This is a genomic window from Streptomyces sp. CA-146814 (genome assembly GCF_050942385.1).
Lineage (GTDB): Bacteria > Actinomycetota > Actinomycetes > Streptomycetales > Streptomycetaceae > Streptomyces.
In genome coordinates, this window is record NZ_CP192068.1 from 4,767,169 (window position 1) to 4,783,287 (window position 16,119).

Genomic DNA, 16,119 nt, shown 5'->3' on the forward strand with positions numbered 1-16,119 from the left:
CGTACGCCCGGCGGCCGCCGGATGCTCAGCTCCCGGGCCCGCCGCCGGAGTCGGGTCGTCCCTGACGCGGGAGATCGGGGCCGGCGGCGGTGTCGGGATCGGAGTCGCAGTACTCGCGTACGGCGCTGGTGCGGGCGACGATCCGGCCGCGGTGGACGACGATCCGGCTGTAGGCGAGGGAGAGCACGCCGGAGAGCCGTTCACCGCGTACGGCGAGGAGTTCGGCCGGGAAGCCCGCTTCCACGCGGACCTCGGGCAGGCCGAGGGCGGCGCGGGCGGTGGTGGAGACCATGGCGTAGGCGTGTTCGGCGCGCAGGCCGTGCTGCGAGGCGAGGAGGTACGCGGCCTCCAGCGGGTCGCCGCGGCCCACCGGATTGGCCGTGTCGCGGAGTGCGCCGCTGCCCGCCGCCACGCGTACGCCCGCGGAGCGCAGGAGGCGTACAGGAGCGCTCGTACGGCGCTCCGAGCCCGCGCAGCCGCCCTGGGGGAGGCAGACGACGGTGATCCCGGCGGCGGCCAGCTGGTCGGCGGCCCGGCCCGCGGTCTCCAGCGGGAGATGGGCGAGGCCGGCGCAGGGGCCGAGCGTGACCCCGGGGCGCAGCCCGCCGGCCATGGCGGCGAGGCGGGCCAGGCGCGCCGGGTCGTCGCCGTCGGTGTGCAGGTCGACCGGGCAGCCGTGCTCGGCGGCGACCTCCAGGACGGCCGCGGTGTAGCCGGTGGGGTCCGGGTCCAGGTCGGGGCAGCCGCCGACCACCGCCGCGCCCATCTTCACGGCGTCCCGGAGCAGGGCGAGGCCCTCCGCCCCGGCGGCGCCGGTGAGCAGGCGGGGGACGGCGACCGCGGTCAGGTCGGCGAGGCCGCGCAGCGCCCGGCGGGCCTGGAGGACGGCCTCCAGCGCGGCGAGCCCCTGAACGTCGCCGATGCGGACGTGGGCGCGCAGGGCGGTGGCGCCGTGGCCGAGCTGGAGGAGGGCGGCCTCGGTGGCGCGGCGCTGGATGTCCTCGGGGTGGTCGGATGCGGGCCCGGCGTCGTCCGCGGTGAGGGCGGTGTCGCCGTGGGCGTGGGGTTCGGCCGGCGCGGGGAGCAGGAGGTAGCCGCGCAGGTCGATGCGGGGGCCTCGGGTGGCGAGGCTGCCCGCGGTGCCGACGGCCTCGATACGGCTGCCGCTCAGGCGTACGTCGACCGCCCGGCCGTCGGTCAGGCGGGCGCCGCTCAGGACGAGGGCGGGGGCCGGGTCGGTGGTGGCCGCTTCGGCGCCGCCGGGCGCGCTGTCGTCGGGCCGCCGCGGCTGGCTGTCGGGCATCGCGCTCCTGGGAGGGTGCACGGCCGCGCGGAGCGGCCGAGCCTGGAGGGGTGGTCCCGTCGATCATGGCCGGGTCCGCGACGTGTGGCACGGCGGCTTCCGGGAGGAGCCCATTAGTCGTACCGGTGCCCCCGAGTCGACGCCCCGAAGGAGTCCTTCCGGAACGGCGCGCGAGCTGGATCAAGGCCTGATCAGGAGGTGTGGGCGGGCCCGGACCGACGGCCGGAGCGTGGTGCCGAAACGGATTTGGGCGATCGGCCGGAGACCGTGTAATGTCTTCCTCGCTCGCCCCAATAGCTCAGTCGGTAGAGCGTCTCCATGGTAAGGAGAAGGTCTGCGGTTCGATTCCGCATTGGGGCTCTGGTGATCGGGAAACCCCGCTTCGGCGGGGGGACTCATCATCAAAGCGGTGTAGCTCAGTCGGTAGAGCAAGCGGCTCATAATCGCTGTGTCACCGGTTCAAGTCCGGTCACCGCTACTAACGGTAGCCGATTGTTGGGTCGGTCCTTCGATCGGCTACTCTTTTATGCGTTCATCCGTCCATCGTCCGTCCAAGGAGCACTCACGTGGCTGCCACCGACGTCCGCCCGAAGATCACGCTGGCCTGCGTGGAGTGCAAGGAGCGGAACTACATCACCAAGAAGAACCGGCGTAACAACCCGGACCGTCTTGAGATGAAGAAGCACTGCCCGCGCTGCAACTCGCACACCGCGCACCGCGAAACGCGCTGAATCAGGCTCGTACACGAGGCCGCCCCCTCTGGGGGCGGCCTCGTGTCGTTGTACGGGGTGGTTCCCCGCGCAGGGGCGTGCCCTTATTCGTCATTTCCAGCAGGAGGTAGCGAGCTCATGGCGCTCGACCAGTCCTTCGTGGGCCGGACGTATCCGCCCACCCCGGCGTACGAGGTAGGCCGGGAGAAGATCCGCGAGTTCGCCGAGGCGGTGGGTGACACCCATCCGGCGTACGTCGACGTGGAGGCGGCCCGCGCGCTCGGCCACCCCGATGTGATCGCGCCGCCCACTTTCGTCTTCTCCATCACCTACCGGGCCGCCGGTGAAGTGGTGCAGGACCCGCAGCTGGGCCTGGACTACAGCCGGGTCGTCCACGGCGACCAGAAGTTCTCCTACGTGCGTCCGGTGCGGGCGGGGGACCGGCTGACGGTCACCTCCACGATCGAGACCATCAAGTCCATGGCGGGCAACGACATCGTGGACATCCGCGGCGATGTGCACGACGAGGCCGGCGAGCTGGTCGTCACGGCGCTCACGAAGCTGGTGGCGCGCGCCGCCGAGGAGGCGTGATGACGGCGAAGGTCTCCTACGGGTCGGTCGAGGTCGGTACGGAGCTGCCCGCGCAGTCGTTCCCGGTGACGCGGGCGACGCTCGTGCAGTACGCCGGTGCGTCGGGCGACTTCAACCCGATCCACTGGAACGAGAAGTTCGCGCTGGAGGTCGGCCTGCCGGACGTGATCGCGCACGGCATGTTCACCATGGCCGAGGCGATCCGCGTGGTCACGGACTGGGCCGGGGACCCGGGCGCGGTCGTCGACTACGGGGTGCGGTTCACCAAGCCGGTCGTCGTGCCCAACGACGACAAGGGCGCGCTCATCGAGGTCAGCGGCAAGGTCGCGGCCAAGCTGGACGACAACCTGGTCCGGGTGGACCTGGTGGCGGTGAGCGACGGCAAGAAGGTGCTGGGGATGTCCCGCGCCGTCGTACGGCTCGCCTGAGGGTCACGCGTCAGCTGTACGGCTCTCGCGCCCGCCCCTGTAGGTCACGCGGAAGCTGTCCGGTCCTCGCGCTTGCCCTGTAGGTCACGCGGAACCCGTACGGTCCGTGGCCCCGCCCGAGCGGCGGAGCCACGGACCGTACCCTTGTCCCGTGCAGGAACTCCACGATGCCCCCCTCGCCCCCCTGACCACCTTCCGGCTCGGCGGCCCCGCCACCCGGCTCCTGACGGCCACCACCGACGCCGAGGTGGTCGACGCCGTACGCGAGGCCGACGCGAGCGGCACCCCGCTGCTGGTCATCGGCGGCGGCTCCAACCTGGTGATCGGCGACAAGGGCTTCGACGGCACGGCGCTGCGGGTTGCCACCAAGGGGTTCACGCTCTCCGGTACGTCGCTGGAGCTGGCGGCCGGTGAGGTCTGGACCGACGCCGTCGCCCGGACCGTGGAGGCGGGTCTCGCGGGCATCGAGTGCCTGGCCGGAATCCCCGGTTCCGCCGGTGCGACGCCCATCCAGAACGTCGGGGCGTACGGGCAGGAGGTGTCCTCCACCATCACGGAGGTCGTCGCCTACGACCGGCACACCCGGGAGACGGTGACCCTGCCGAACGCGGAGTGCTCCTTCTCGTACCGCCACAGCCGCTTCAAGGCGGAGCCCGACCGCTTCGTGGTGCTCCGGGTCCGGTTCGAACTGGAGGAGGCGGGAGGGCTCTCCGCGCCTCTCGCGTACCCGGAGACGGCCAGGGCCATGGGCGTCGGGCAGGGCGAGCGCGTGCCCGCCTCCGCCGCCCGGGAGACCGTGCTCAAGCTGCGCGCCGGCAAGGGCATGGTGCTCGACCCGGACGACCACGACACCTGGTCCGCCGGCTCCTTCTTCACCAACCCGATCCTCGACGAGGCGGCGTTCCAGGAGTTCCTGGCCCGGGTCCACGAGCGCCTCGGCCCGGACGTGACGCCGCCGGCGTTCTCCGCCGAGGACGGCCGTACCAAGACCTCCGCCGCCTGGCTCATCGACCGGGCCGGCTTCACCAAGGGGTACGGCAGCGGCCCGGCCCGGATCTCCACCAAGCACACCCTCGCGCTCACCAACCGCGGCGAGGCCACCACCGAGGACCTCCTCGCGCTGGCCCGCGAGGTCGTCGCCGGCGTCCACGAGGCGTTCGGCGTCACTCTGGTCAACGAACCGGTGACGGTCGGCGTCGCCCTGTAGGGAACGCGGCGACCCTCAGTGCGCGACGCCCACGCCCTCCGGCCCCGCGCGCCGAGCCCCGAGAGCACCGCGTCCCGCCCCGCCACCGCCGCGCGCACCGCCACCGGGTCGTCCAGCGTGACGACCCCGTGCAGGGCCAGGGCGTCGAGCGCCTCCGGGAGCCTGGCTGGGGCGCGGACCACGGCCGTCACCTCGTGGCCCGCCGCGAGCGCCTGGCCCACGACCTCCCGGCCGACACCTCCGGTCGCTCCGAACACCGTGAGCCGCATACGCCCTCCTCGGGTGGGTGAGTGGCTGATCATCCAGCCGTCAAGCAGGAGAGGCAGCCGCATGGAGCCGAAGCCCGCCCGCGTCCGTATCGTCGACGCCGCTCACGAGCTGATGGGCTCCTTCGGCCTCGCCCACACCACCACCAAAGAGATCGCGCGGGCCGCCGGCTGCTCGGAGGCGGCGCTCTACAAGTACTTCCCCAGCAAGGAAGAGCTCTTCGTGACCGTCCTCAAGGAGCGGCTCCCGAAGCTCGGCGGGCTGCTCGACGGCCTGGTCGCGGGGGAGGGCACCGTGGAGGCCAACCTCACCGAGGTCGCCCGGCAGGCCGCACTCTTCTACGCGCAGACGTTCCCCATGGCCGCCTCCCTGTACGCCGAACCGCAGCTCAAGAGCAGCCACGAACAGGGCATGCGCGAACTCGGCACCGGCCCCCACAAGCCGATCCAGGGGCTCGACGCCTACCTCCGCGCCGAACAGCGGGCGGGCCGGGTCCGCGCGGACGCCGACACCTACGCGTCCGCCTCACTCCTGCTCGGCGCCTGCGCCCAGCGGGCCTTCGCCTACGACGCGCTCCCCGGCGGAACGCCCCCGCAGCCGCTGGAGGAGTTCGTCGCCTCCCTGGCCCGCACGCTGCTCGCCGGAATCAGCTAGCCAGCCAGTCGTCGATCCCCGACAGCAGCTTGTCCCGTACGTCGACGGGCGCGGCCGAACCGCGCACCGACTGGCGGGCCAGCTCGGCCAGCTCCGCGTCGGTGAACCCGTGGTCGCGGCGTACCAGCTCGTACTGCGCGGCCAGCCGGGATCCGAACAGCAGCGGGTCGTCCGCGCCCAGCGCCATCGGCACCCCCGCGTCGAACAGAGTGCGCAAGGGGACATCGGCGGCCTTCTCGTAGACGCCGAGCGCCACATTGGAGGACGGGCACACCTCGCAGGTCACCTGGCGCTCGGCCAGCCGCTCCAGCAGCCGGGGGTCCTCGGCAGCCCGCACGCCGTGGCCGATCCGCGAGGCGTCCAGGTCGTCCAGGCAGTCGCGCACACTGGAGGCGCCCGCCAGCTCCCCGCCGTGCGGAGCCGCCAGCAGACCGCCCTCCCGCGCGATGGCGAAGGCCCGGTCGAAGTCGCGGGCCATACCGCGCCGCTCGTCGTTGGAGAGCCCGAACCCGACGACGCCCCGGTCCGCGTACCGCACGGCCAGCCGCGCCAGCGTCCGGGCGTCCAGCGGGTGCTTCATCCGGTTCGCGGCGATCACCACGCGCATCCCGAGCCCGGTGTCCCGGGCGGCGCTGTCCACCGCGTCGAGGATGATCTCGATCGCCGGGATCAGCCCGCCGAGCAGCGGCGCGTACGAGGTGGGGTCGACCTGGATCTCCAGCCAGCCGGAGCCGTCCGCGACGTCCTCCTGGGCGCTCTCGCGGACCAGGCGGTGGATGTCCTCGGGCGACCGGAGGCAGGACCGGGCGATGTCGTAGAGCCGCTGGAAGCGGAACCAGCCGCGCTCGTCGGTCGCCCGCAGCTTGGGCGGCTCGCCGCCGGTCAGTGCGTCGGGGAGGTGGACCCCGTACTTGTCGGCGAGTTCGAGCAGGGTGGTGGGCCGCATCGACCCGGTGAAGTGCAGGTGCAGGTGGGCCTTGGGCAACAGACGTACATCACGCTCCATCGGAAGATCCTGCCGCACGGGCGGGCCGGAGCGGAAGTCGCTGTCCTCTTTGGAGTGGGTCCGGAACAGAAAGTGCCCCCGGCCGTGGTGGCCGGGGGCACAATCGCGCGGGCTGTCAGGCCTTGGCCTCGCCGAGCAGCTTCTGGAGCCGGGAGACGCCCTCGATGAGGTCGTCGTCGCCGAGCGCGTAGGAGAGGCGGAGGTAGCCCGGCGTACCGAAGGCCTCGCCCGGGACGACCGCGACCTCGGCCTCGTCCAGGATCAGGGCGGCGAGCTCGACCGAGTCGGCCGGGCGCTTGCCGCGGATCTCCTTGCCGAGCAGGCCCTTGACCGACGGATAGGCGTAGAACGCGCCCTCGGGCTCCGGGCAGAGCACGCCGTCGATCTCGTTGAGCATGCGCACGATGAGGTTGCGGCGGCGGTCGAAGGCGGTCCGCATCTCCGCGACGGCGTCCAGCGGGCCGGAGACGGCCGCGAGCGCGGCGACCTGGGCCACGTTGGAGACGTTGGAGGTGGCGTGCGACTGGAGGTTGGTCGCGGCCTTGACGACGTCCTTGGGGCCGATGATCCAGCCCACGCGCCAGCCGGTCATCGCGTACGTCTTGGCGACGCCGTTGACGACGATGCACTTGTCGCGCAGCTCGGGCACGATCGCCGGGAGCGAGGTGAACGTCGCGTCGCCGTAGACGAGGTGCTCGTAGATCTCGTCGGTCATGACCCACAGGCCGTGCTCGACGGCCCAGCGGCCGATCGCCTCGGCGTCGGCCTCGCTGTAGACGGCACCGGTCGGGTTGGACGGCGACACGAAGAGGACGACCTTGGTCCGCTCGGTCCGCGCGGCCTCCAGCTGCTCGACGGAGACCCGGTAGCCGGTGGTCTCGTCGGCGACGACCTCGACCGGGACACCGCCGGCCAGCCGGATCGACTCGGGGTAGGTGGTCCAGTACGGGGCGGGGACGATGACCTCGTCGCCCGGGTCGAGGATCGCGGCGAAGGCCTCGTAGATGGCCTGCTTGCCACCGTTGGTCACCAGGATCTGGCTGGCGTCGACCTCGTAGCCGGAGTCCCGCAGCGTCTTCTCTGCGATGGCGGCCTTGAGCTCGGGGAGCCCGCCGGCCGGGGTGTAGCGGTGGTACTTCGGGTTGCGGCAGGCCTCGACCGCGGCGTCGACGATGTAGCCGGGGGTCGGGAAGTCGGGCTCGCCGGCACCGAAGCCGATCACCGGGCGCCCTGCGGCCTTGAGGGCCTTGGCCTTGGCGTCGACGGCGAGGGTCGCGGACTCGGAGATCGCACCGATGCGGGCGGAGACCCGGCGCTCGGACGGAGAAGTTGCAGCGCTCATGGGCCCATGCTCCCAGACCGGAAAACCCGTCGGCACACGGGTTTCAGGGACCGGACAGGACGCGTGCGGGAACCGGACAGGACCGGTCGGTAGTTGTCTGTTCGACGCAGCGGCCCTGAACACGTACACTCACCTGTCGTTGGCCTTCACCAGCCGCACTGTTCCTGCACCCGGGTACCGGGGAAGATGCGGTAGGTTGGTGGAAACCACAAAGGGTCGTAGCTCAATTGGTAGAGCACTGGTCTCCAAAACCAGCGGTTGGGGGTTCAAGTCCCTCCGGCCCTGCTACACACTCCTTCGCCAGGATGTGTGCGCATGTACGTACTTCATTGCACAGCCGTGCGGCTCCACCGGGCGCGGCACGGCCACGACCCGGAATCAGGTGAGAAGCGTGACGGACGCCGTGGGCTCCATCGACATGCCTGATGCTGAGGATGAATCCCCCGAGTCCAGCAAGAAGACTCGGAAGGGCGGCAAGCGCGGCAAGAAGGGTCCTCTGGGCCGTCTCGCGCTGTTCTACCGCCAGATCGTCGCCGAACTCCGTAAGGTTGTCTGGCCGACTCGCAGCCAGCTGACGACATACACCAGTGTGGTGATTGTGTTCGTCGTTGTCATGATTGGTCTTGTTACCGTTCTTGACATGGGGTTCGCGCGGGTCATCAAGTACGTCTTCGGCTGAGCCGGCGGAAGGCGTCCGAAACCGGCGCCCCCACCGCACGTTCCACCCTTTGTATCCAGGAAGAAGCAGCCATCGTGTCTGACCCGAACCTGAACGACGCCGTCGAGCCCGAGGCTGGCGCCTTCGAGTCCGCCAAGGACGAGCTCGGCATCGTTGAGGCTGCTGATTCCGAGAAGGCCGACCAGGCCGCGGCCGCCGAGGCCACCGACATCGCTGTGGACGCCGACGCGGACGAGACGGTCGAGGCCGACGAGGACGCCGAGGTCGCGGAAGCCGCCGAGGCCGAGGCCGACGACGAGAGCGCCGACGAGGTGGAGGCCGAGCCGGCCGCCCCCGTCGACCCCGTGGCGGCCCTCCGCGACGAGCTCCGCACCCTCCCCGGCGAGTGGTACGTCATCCACACGTACGCCGGTTACGAGAAGCGCGTGAAGGCCAACCTGGAGCAGCGCGCCGTCTCGCTCAACGTGGAGGAGTTCATCTATCAGGCCGAGGTGCCTGAAGAGGAAATCGTCCAGATCAAGAACGGCGAGCGCAAGAACGTCCGGCAGAACAAGCTCCCCGGCTACGTGCTGGTGCGCATGGACCTGACGAACGAGTCCTGGGGCGTCGTGCGGAACACGCCGGGCGTCACCGGCTTCGTGGGCAACGCCTACGACCCGTACCCGCTGACCCTGGACGAGATCGTCAAGATGCTCGCCCCGGAGGCCGAGGAGAAGGCCGCCCGCGAGGCCGCCGAGGCCGAGGGCAAGCCGGCTCCGTCCCGCAAGGTCGAGGTCCAGGTGCTGGACTTCGAGGTCGGCGACTCGGTCACCGTCACCGACGGCCCGTTCGCCACGCTGCAGGCCACGATCAACGAGATCAACGCCGACTCGAAGAAGGTCAAGGGCCTCGTCGAGATCTTCGGCCGCGAGACCCCGGTCGAGCTGAGCTTCGACCAGATCCAGAAGAACTAGCGCTTCCCGCCAGTTTCTGGACACATGCCTACCCAGCAGGTCAGAGGGGCTTCGCGGCCGCTCTGACCTGTTGGTTTTTGGTCGCACAGCTATACCCGTTATCGTTGTGCGGTATGCCTCCATCCGGATGACCGGAATCGGCGGCGAAACACTCTCATAGGACCCGGAGAGAGCAATGCCTCCCAAGAAGAAGAAGGTCACGGGGCTTATCAAGCTCCAGATCAACGCCGGTGCGGCGAACCCGGCCCCGCCGGTCGGCCCCGCGCTCGGTCAGCACGGCGTCAACATCATGGAGTTCTGCAAGGCCTACAACGCCGCGACCGAGTCGCAGCGTGGCATGGTCGTGCCGGTGGAGATCACGGTCTACGAGGACCGCTCCTTCACCTTCGTCACGAAGACTCCGCCGGCCGCCAAGCTGATCCTCAAGGCCGCGGGTGTGGACAAGGGCTCCGGCGAGCCGCACAAGACCAAGGTCGCCAAGCTGACGGCCGCCCAGGTCCGCGAGATCGCCACGACGAAGCTCCCCGACCTGAACGCCAATGACCTCGACGCCGCGTCGAAGATCATTGCCGGCACCGCCCGTTCCATGGGCATCACGGTCGAAGGCTGATTCAGCCCCGTAGCCCTCAGTGGTAGGACCAAGCGCTGGTCCGCACCACGACTCCACACTCTGAAACCACAGGAGTAGAAGTGAAGCGCAGCAAGAACCTCCGCGCTGCGGACGCCAAGATCGACCGGGAGCGCCTGTACGCCCCGCTCGAGGCCGTCCGTATCGCCAAGGACACCGCCTCCACGAAGTTCGACGGCACCGTCGAGGTCGCCTTCCGCCTGGGTGTCGACCCGCGCAAGGCCGACCAGATGGTCCGCGGCACCGTGAACCTCCCGCACGGCACCGGCAAGACCGCCCGGGTCCTGGTCTTCGCGACCGGTGACCGTGCTGCGGCCGCGGAAGCCGCCGGAGCCGACATCGTCGGCGCCGACGAGCTCATCGACGAGGTGGCGAAGGGCCGTCTGGACTTCGACGCCGTCGTCGCCACCCCGGACCTCATGGGCAAGGTCGGCCGCCTGGGCCGCGTGCTCGGTCCGCGTGGTCTGATGCCGAACCCGAAGACCGGCACCGTCACCCCCGATGTCGCCAAGGCTGTCACCGACATCAAGGGCGGAAAGATCGAGTTCCGCGTCGACAAGCACTCCAACCTGCACTTCATCATCGGCAAGGTCTCGTTCGACGAGACCAAGCTGGTGGAGAACTACGCAGCGGCGCTGGACGAGGTCCTCCGTCTGAAGCCGTCCGCCGCCAAGGGCCGCTACATCAAGAAGGCCGCGCTGGCCACCACGATGGGCCCCGGCATCCCGCTGGACGCCAACCGCACCCGCAACCTCCTCGTCGAGGAGGACCCGGCCGCCGTCTGAGCCACCGCGCTCACCCGGTAGCCGCGTCGTACGCGTGCACGGTGTGAACGGGCCCCGCACCCTTTCGAGGTGCGGGGCCCGTTCCCGTATCCGCGCACCGCGGGAGCTCTGCTGAACTGCGGCTAAACCCTCCGGGCCGGGGTGGTCGACGCCGGATTTGCCCGGCGCGCCCTCGGTCGCGTACTCTCGTCACGAAGCCAAAGACCGCTGGTCGTCGCTGCGCTCCCGTAAGGGTGACGGTGACCGAAGGTTCCGCTAGATCGGACGACCTGCGCAGGTGACTGTGGAACTGCTCCCGGACTCTGTCCGGTCGAGCCGCGCCCTGGCACTTGTGCTGGGGCGTTTCGTCTTTCCCGGCCCCTTCTGAGCGGTCCTCATCACCCGGAAGGAGGCCGACGCTCATGGCAAGGCCCGACAAGGCTGCCGCGGTAGCCGAGCTCGCGGACCAGTTCCGCAGCTCGAACGCCGCCGTGCTGACCGAGTACCGGGGTCTCACCGTGGCGCAGCTCAAGACGCTGCGTCGTTCGCTCGGTGAGAACGCCCAGTACGCCGTGGTGAAGAACACGCTGACCAAGATTGCGGCCAACGAGGCCGGGATCGACACGCTGGACGACCTGTTCTCGGGTCCGACGGCGGTTGCCTTCGTCACCGGTGACCCGGTGGAGTCGGCGAAGGGTCTTCGTGACTTCGCCAAGGACAACCCCAACCTCATCATCAAGGGCGGTGTCCTTGACGGTAAGGCGCTGTCCGCCGATGAGATCAAGAAGCTCGCGGACCTCGAGTCCCGCGAGGTTCTGCTCTCCAAGCTGGCCGGTGCTTTCAAGGGCAAGCAGACGCAGGCGGCGCAGGTCTTCCAGGCCCTGCCCTCCAAGTTCGTCCGCACCGCGGAAGCTCTTCGCGCCAAGAAGGAAGAGCAGGGCGGTGCCGGTACTCCGGCTCCCGCCGAGGCCGCCGAGTAATTTCGCTCAGCGGTCCAGCGGGCTCCACGTACGCCCGCCGACATATACATCCGGCACCTGCCGAATAGTGGAAGGACGCCTGTCATGGCGAAGCTGTCCCAGGACGACCTGCTCGCGCAGTTCGAAGAGATGACCCTCATCGAGCTCTCCGAGTTCGTGAAGGCCTTCGAGGAGAAGTTCGACGTCACCGCCGCCGCGGCCGTCGCCGTCGCCGGTCCGGCCGGCCCGGGCGCCGTTGCCGAGGCCGCTGAGGAGCAGGACGAGTTCGACGTCATCCTCACCGGCGCCGGCGAGAAGAAGATCCAGGTCATCAAGGTCGTGCGTGAGCTGACCTCGCTGGGTCTGAAGGAGGCCAAGGACCTCGTCGACGGCACCCCGAAGCCGGTCCTCGAGAAGGTCGCCAAGGAGGCCGCCGAGAAGGCTGCCGAGTCCCTCAAGGCCGCCGGCGCTTCCGTCGAGGTCAAGTAACACCCCGGGAGTCCGCGGACTCCCCGTGGGCGCGTCACGCGCCCGCACCGAAGGGCGATCACCCAACCGGGTGGTCGCCCTTCGGCGTACCCGTGGCGGCTGCCTTGAACTTCCGCCGGTGACGAGTAGGGTGATCTTCGCCGTGCGCCTCCCGCAGGACGCCCAGGGGCCTCCTGAGGGCTTCCCGGGGGCGGCCGGAGCGAGCCCCTGGAGGCCCGTTCGGACCGGTGGGCCTTGACGAACGGCACGAGGCGCGCAATTCTCAGGACGCGTCATCACTTCGATCCGGATCCGAGGCATGGATCGGGAGTGAAGAGGGAAGTAAAGAAGCGCGCACCCCGCGCGAGGGCCTGAACACATAGGTAGTTGAGAACAGCTGTTGAGAGCGACGTGGGTCTCTGAGAACCCCGACTGGACATCAGTGTGCCGCTTGGCTACACTGACCCTTTGCGCTGCCTGTTAGCTGCCTCCTGCCCGTCACCAGGGGCATGCCCGCACTTGAGCATCGATGACCGACCCTCGCTGAGCTGGCCCTTTCGGCCGGTTCGGGACGGTGTGTCTGGGTGTCCAATGCGGGACCGGTACGCGCGTAGTGAGTCCGAGCCCTCGGAAGGACCCCCTCTTGGCCGCCTCGCGCAACGCCTCGACCGCGAATACGAACAACGGTGCCAGCACCGCCCCGCTGCGCATCTCTTTTGCAAAGATCAAGGAGCCCCTCGAGGTTCCGAACCTCCTCGCGCTGCAGACCGAGAGCTTTGACTGGCTCCTCGGCAACGCCGCCTGGAAGGCTCGCGTCGAGGCTGCTCTGGACAGTGGACAAGACGTCCCCACCAAGTCCGGCCTGGAGGAGATCTTCGAGGAGATCTCACCGATCGAGGACTTCTCCGGGTCGATGTCGCTCACGTTCCGCGACCACCGCTTCGAGCCCCCGAAGAACTCGATCGACGAGTGCAAGGAGCGCGACTTCACGTTCGCCGCGCCGCTCTTCGTCACGGCCGAGTTCACCAACAACGAGACCGGCGAGATCAAGTCCCAGACGGTCTTCATGGGCGACTTCCCGCTCATGACCAACAAGGGCACCTTCGTCATCAACGGCACCGAGCGTGTCGTCGTGTCGCAGCTGGTCCGCTCGCCGGGTGTCTACTTCGACTCCTCCATCGACAAGACGTCCGACAAGGACATCTTCTCCGCCAAGATCATCCCGTCCCGGGGTGCCTGGCTGGAGATGGAGATCGACAAGCGCGACATGGTCGGTGTCCGCATCGACCGCAAGCGCAAGCAGTCCGTCACCGTCCTCCTCAAGGCTCTCGGCTGGAGCACCGAGCAGATCCTGGAGGAGTTCGGCGAGTACGAGTCGATGCGCGCCACCCTGGAGAAGGACCACACCCAGGGCCAGGACGACGCGCTGCTCGACATCTACCGCAAGCTGCGCCCGGGCGAGCCGCCCACCCGCGAGGCCGCTCAGACGCTGCTCGAGAACCTCTACTTCAACCCGAAGCGCTACGACCTCGCGAAGGTCGGCCGCTACAAGGTGAACAAGAAGCTCGGCGCCGATGAGCCGCTGGACGCCGGGGTGCTCACCACCGACGACGTCATCGCGACCATCAAGTACCTGGTCAAGCTGCACGCCGGTGAGACCGAGACGATCGGTGAGTCGGGCCGGGAGATCGTCGTCGAGACCGACGACATCGACCACTTCGGCAACCGTCGCCTCCGCAACGTCGGCGAGCTCATCCAGAACCAGGTCCGTACGGGCCTGGCGCGGATGGAGCGCGTCGTGCGTGAGCGCATGACGACCCAGGACGTCGAGGCGATCACGCCGCAGACCCTGATCAACATCCGGCCGGTCGTCGCCTCCATCAAGGAGTTCTTCGGCACCAGCCAGCTGTCGCAGTTCATGGACCAGAACAACCCGCTGTCGGGTCTCACCCACAAGCGCCGTCTGTCGGCTCTTGGCCCGGGTGGTCTCTCCCGTGAGCGGGCCGGCTTCGAGGTCCGTGACGTGCACCCGTCCCACTACGGGCGCATGTGTCCGATCGAGACCCCTGAAGGCCCGAACATCGGCCTGATCGGTTCGCTCGCCTCGTACGGCCGCGTCAACGCGTTCGGCTTCATCGAGACGCCGTACCGCAAGGTCGTCGAAGGCCAGGTCACCGACGACGTCGACTACATCACCGCCGACGAGGAGGACCGCTTCGTCATCGCCCAGGCGAACGCGATCCTCAACGACGAGCTGCGCTTCACCGAGCCGCGCGTCCTGGTCCGCCGTCGTGGCGGAGAGGTCGACTACGTGCCCGGCACGGACGTCGACTACATGGACGTCTCGCCGCGCCAGATGGTGTCCGTCGCCACCGCGATGATCCCGTTCCTGGAGCACGACGACGCCAACCGTGCCCTCATGGGCGCGAACATGATGCGTCAGGCGGTGCCCCTGATCAAGTCGGAGGCCCCGCTCGTCGGCACCGGCATGGAGTACCGCTGCGCCACCGACGCCGGTGACGTCCTCAAGGCCGAGAAGGACGGTGTGGTCCAGGAGGTCTCCGCGGACTACATCACCGTCACGAACGACGACGGCACGTACACCACGTACCGCATCGCCAAGTTCATGCGCTCCAACCAGGGCACCTCGGTCAACCAGAAGGTCGTCGTCTCCGAGGGCGACCGGATCATCGCCGACCAGGTGCTGGCCGACGGCCCGGCCACCGAGAACGGTGAGATGGCCCTCGGCAAGAACCTGCTCGTGGCGTTCATGCCGTGGGAGGGTCACAACTACGAGGACGCGATCATCCTGTCGCAGCGCCTCGTGCAGGACGACGTCCTCTCCTCGATCCACATCGAGGAGCACGAGGTCGACGCCCGTGACACCAAGCTCGGCCCCGAGGAGATCACCCGGGACATCCCGAACGTCTCCGAAGAGGTCCTCGCCGACCTCGACGAGCGCGGCATCATCCGTATCGGTGCCGAGGTCGTCGCCGGCGACATCCTCGTCGGCAAGGTCACGCCCAAGGGTGAGACCGAGCTGACCCCCGAGGAGCGCCTGCTCCGCGCGATCTTCGGTGAGAAGGCGCGCGAGGTGCGCGACACCTCGCTGAAGGTGCCGCACGGTGAGATCGGCAAGGTCATCGGCGTCCGCGTCTTCGACCGCGAAGAGGGCGACGAGCTGCCGCCGGGCGTGAACCAGCTGGTCCGCGTCTACGTCGCGCAGAAGCGCAAGATCACCGATGGTGACAAGCTCGCCGGCCGTCACGGCAACAAGGGCGTCATCTCGAAGATCCTGCCGATCGAGGACATGCCGTTCCTGGAGGACGGCACCCCGGTCGACATCATCCTCAACCCGCTGGGTGTCCCGTCCCGAATGAACCCGGGGCAGGTCCTGGAGATCCACCTCGGCTGGCTCGCCAGCCGCGGCTGGGACGTCTCCGGCCTCGGTGACGAGTGGGCCAAGCGCCTGCAGTCCATCGGCGCCGACCAGGTCGCCCCCGGCACCAACGTCGCCACGCCCGTCTTCGACGGTGCGCGCGAGGACGAGATCTCCGGTCTCTTCGAGGCCACGATCCCCAACCGCGACGGCGACCGCCTGGTCCAGCCCTCGGGCAAGGCCAAGCTGTTCGACGGCCGCTCCGGCGAGCCGTTCCCGGACCCGGTCTCGGTCGGGTTCATGTACATCCTCAAGCTCCACCACCTGGTCGACGACAAGCTGCACGCGCGTTCGACCGGTCCGTACTCCATGATCACCCAGCAGCCGCTGGGTGGTAAGGCCCAGTTCGGTGGACAGCGCTTCGGTGAGATGGAGGTGTGGGCGCTGGAGGCATACGGCGCCGCGTACGCCCTCCAGGAGCTGCTGACGATCAAGTCCGACGACGTGACCGGCCGCGTGAAGGTCTACGAGGCCATCGTCAAGGGCGAGAACATCCCCGAGCCGGGCATCCCCGAGTCCTTCAAGGTGCTCATCAAGGAAATGCAGTCGCTCTGCCTCAACGTGGAGGTGCTGTCCTCGGACGGCATGTCCATCGAGATGCGCGACACGGACGAGGACGTCTTCCGCGCAGCGGAGGAGCTCGGTATCGACCTGTCCCGGCGAGAGCCGAGCAGCGTCGAAGAGGTCTGACGGGTTCGCCGGCCGGATCCCCGTGATCCGG

Annotated in this window: 15 protein-coding genes, 3 tRNA genes and 1 pseudogene; 15 read left to right on the top strand and 4 right to left on the bottom strand. The window is 69.1% G+C overall.

Features of this window, described 5'->3' with window-relative positions; all coding sequences use genetic code 11:
- Positions 1–25: 25 nt before the first annotated feature.
- Positions 26–1,303: an amidohydrolase family protein gene (locus tag ACQP09_RS21400; RefSeq protein WP_433402011.1), complete on the bottom strand. Its 1,278-nt coding sequence runs from the start codon at positions 1,301–1,303 to the stop codon at positions 26–28.
- A gap of 287 nt (positions 1,304–1,590) precedes the next feature.
- Between ACQP09_RS21400 and ACQP09_RS21405 the strand changes: the two genes are divergently transcribed.
- The 6 genes from ACQP09_RS21405 (at position 1,591) to ACQP09_RS21430 (ending at position 4,239) form a co-directional block, all read left to right on the top strand.
- Positions 1,591–1,663, top strand: a tRNA-Thr gene (locus tag ACQP09_RS21405).
- A gap of 45 nt (positions 1,664–1,708) precedes the next feature.
- Positions 1,709–1,781 (top strand) — tRNA-Met (locus ACQP09_RS21410).
- An 88-nt stretch (positions 1,782–1,869) separates the two neighbouring features.
- Entirely contained in the window at positions 1,870–2,034 is a 165-nt protein-coding gene (rpmG, locus tag ACQP09_RS21415) for a 50S ribosomal protein L33 (protein ID WP_003956487.1), read from the top strand.
- A 117-nt stretch (positions 2,035–2,151) separates the two neighbouring features.
- On the top strand, positions 2,152–2,604 hold the full coding sequence (locus ACQP09_RS21420) for a MaoC family dehydratase N-terminal domain-containing protein (RefSeq protein ID WP_018510613.1): 453 nt from the start codon (positions 2,152–2,154) through the stop codon (positions 2,602–2,604).
- Positions 2,604–3,032: a MaoC family dehydratase gene (locus ACQP09_RS21425; RefSeq protein ID WP_432147196.1), complete on the top strand. Its 429-nt coding sequence runs from the start codon at positions 2,604–2,606 to the stop codon at positions 3,030–3,032. Before ACQP09_RS21420 ends, ACQP09_RS21425 begins: the two co-directional genes overlap by 1 nt.
- A gap of 151 nt (positions 3,033–3,183) precedes the next feature.
- Positions 3,184–4,239 carry a UDP-N-acetylmuramate dehydrogenase gene (locus ACQP09_RS21430; protein ID WP_433402014.1) on the top strand — a complete coding sequence of 352 codons (1,056 nt, stop codon included), beginning with the start codon at positions 3,184–3,186 and terminating at the stop codon, positions 4,237–4,239.
- Between the two features lie 32 nt (positions 4,240–4,271).
- On the opposite strand, the pseudogene ACQP09_RS21435 reads toward ACQP09_RS21430, so the two are convergent.
- Positions 4,272–4,508 (bottom strand): annotated as a pseudogene (locus ACQP09_RS21435) (NAD(P)H-binding protein); the annotation flags it as partial.
- A gap of 61 nt (positions 4,509–4,569) precedes the next feature.
- Here ACQP09_RS21435 and ACQP09_RS21440 point away from each other — a divergent pair.
- On the top strand, positions 4,570–5,160 hold the full coding sequence (locus ACQP09_RS21440; RefSeq protein ID WP_433402016.1) for a TetR/AcrR family transcriptional regulator: 591 nt from the start codon (positions 4,570–4,572) through the stop codon (positions 5,158–5,160).
- Here ACQP09_RS21440 and ACQP09_RS21445 read toward each other — a convergent pair.
- Positions 5,153–6,166: an adenosine deaminase gene (locus ACQP09_RS21445; protein ID WP_018510608.1), complete on the bottom strand. Its 1,014-nt coding sequence runs from the start codon at positions 6,164–6,166 to the stop codon at positions 5,153–5,155. The genes ACQP09_RS21440 and ACQP09_RS21445 overlap by 8 nt on opposite strands.
- Before the next feature lie 115 nt (positions 6,167–6,281).
- Positions 6,282–7,508 carry a pyridoxal phosphate-dependent aminotransferase gene (locus ACQP09_RS21450; protein WP_018510607.1) on the bottom strand — a complete coding sequence of 409 codons (1,227 nt, stop codon included), beginning with the start codon at positions 7,506–7,508 and terminating at the stop codon, positions 6,282–6,284.
- A gap of 212 nt (positions 7,509–7,720) precedes the next feature.
- On the opposite strand from ACQP09_RS21450, the gene ACQP09_RS21455 reads away from it, so the two are divergent.
- From ACQP09_RS21455 to rpoB, 8 genes are all read left to right on the top strand, one after another.
- Positions 7,721–7,793, top strand: a tRNA-Trp gene (locus ACQP09_RS21455).
- 106 nt (positions 7,794–7,899) lie between these two features.
- Entirely contained in the window at positions 7,900–8,187 is a 288-nt protein-coding gene (secE, locus tag ACQP09_RS21460) for a preprotein translocase subunit SecE (protein ID WP_030561924.1), read from the top strand.
- A 74-nt stretch (positions 8,188–8,261) separates the two neighbouring features.
- A complete protein-coding gene (gene nusG, locus ACQP09_RS21465) occupies positions 8,262–9,140 on the top strand; it encodes a transcription termination/antitermination protein NusG (protein WP_433402019.1) in 879 nt (292 codons plus the stop codon).
- A 175-nt stretch (positions 9,141–9,315) separates the two neighbouring features.
- Positions 9,316–9,750 carry a 50S ribosomal protein L11 gene (gene rplK, locus ACQP09_RS21470; RefSeq protein WP_003967000.1) on the top strand — a complete coding sequence of 145 codons (435 nt, stop codon included), beginning with the start codon at positions 9,316–9,318 and terminating at the stop codon, positions 9,748–9,750.
- A gap of 80 nt (positions 9,751–9,830) precedes the next feature.
- Entirely contained in the window at positions 9,831–10,553 is a 723-nt protein-coding gene (gene rplA / locus ACQP09_RS21475) for a 50S ribosomal protein L1 (RefSeq protein ID WP_355880213.1), read from the top strand.
- A 401-nt stretch (positions 10,554–10,954) separates the two neighbouring features.
- Positions 10,955–11,512 (top strand): 50S ribosomal protein L10, encoded by a 558-nt coding sequence (gene rplJ / locus ACQP09_RS21480; RefSeq protein WP_018510603.1) that lies wholly within the window; start codon positions 10,955–10,957, stop codon positions 11,510–11,512.
- Positions 11,513–11,596: 84 nt separating this feature from the next.
- Positions 11,597–11,980, top strand: a complete 384-nt coding sequence (rplL, locus tag ACQP09_RS21485) for a 50S ribosomal protein L7/L12 (RefSeq protein ID WP_010058811.1) — start codon at positions 11,597–11,599, stop codon at positions 11,978–11,980.
- 622 nt (positions 11,981–12,602) lie between these two features.
- The gene (rpoB, locus tag ACQP09_RS21490; RefSeq protein WP_433402022.1) at positions 12,603–16,088 is read left to right on the top strand and encodes a DNA-directed RNA polymerase subunit beta; all 3,486 of its coding nucleotides are present in this window, start codon (positions 12,603–12,605) and stop codon (positions 16,086–16,088) included.
- Positions 16,089–16,119: the final 31 nt, after the last annotated feature.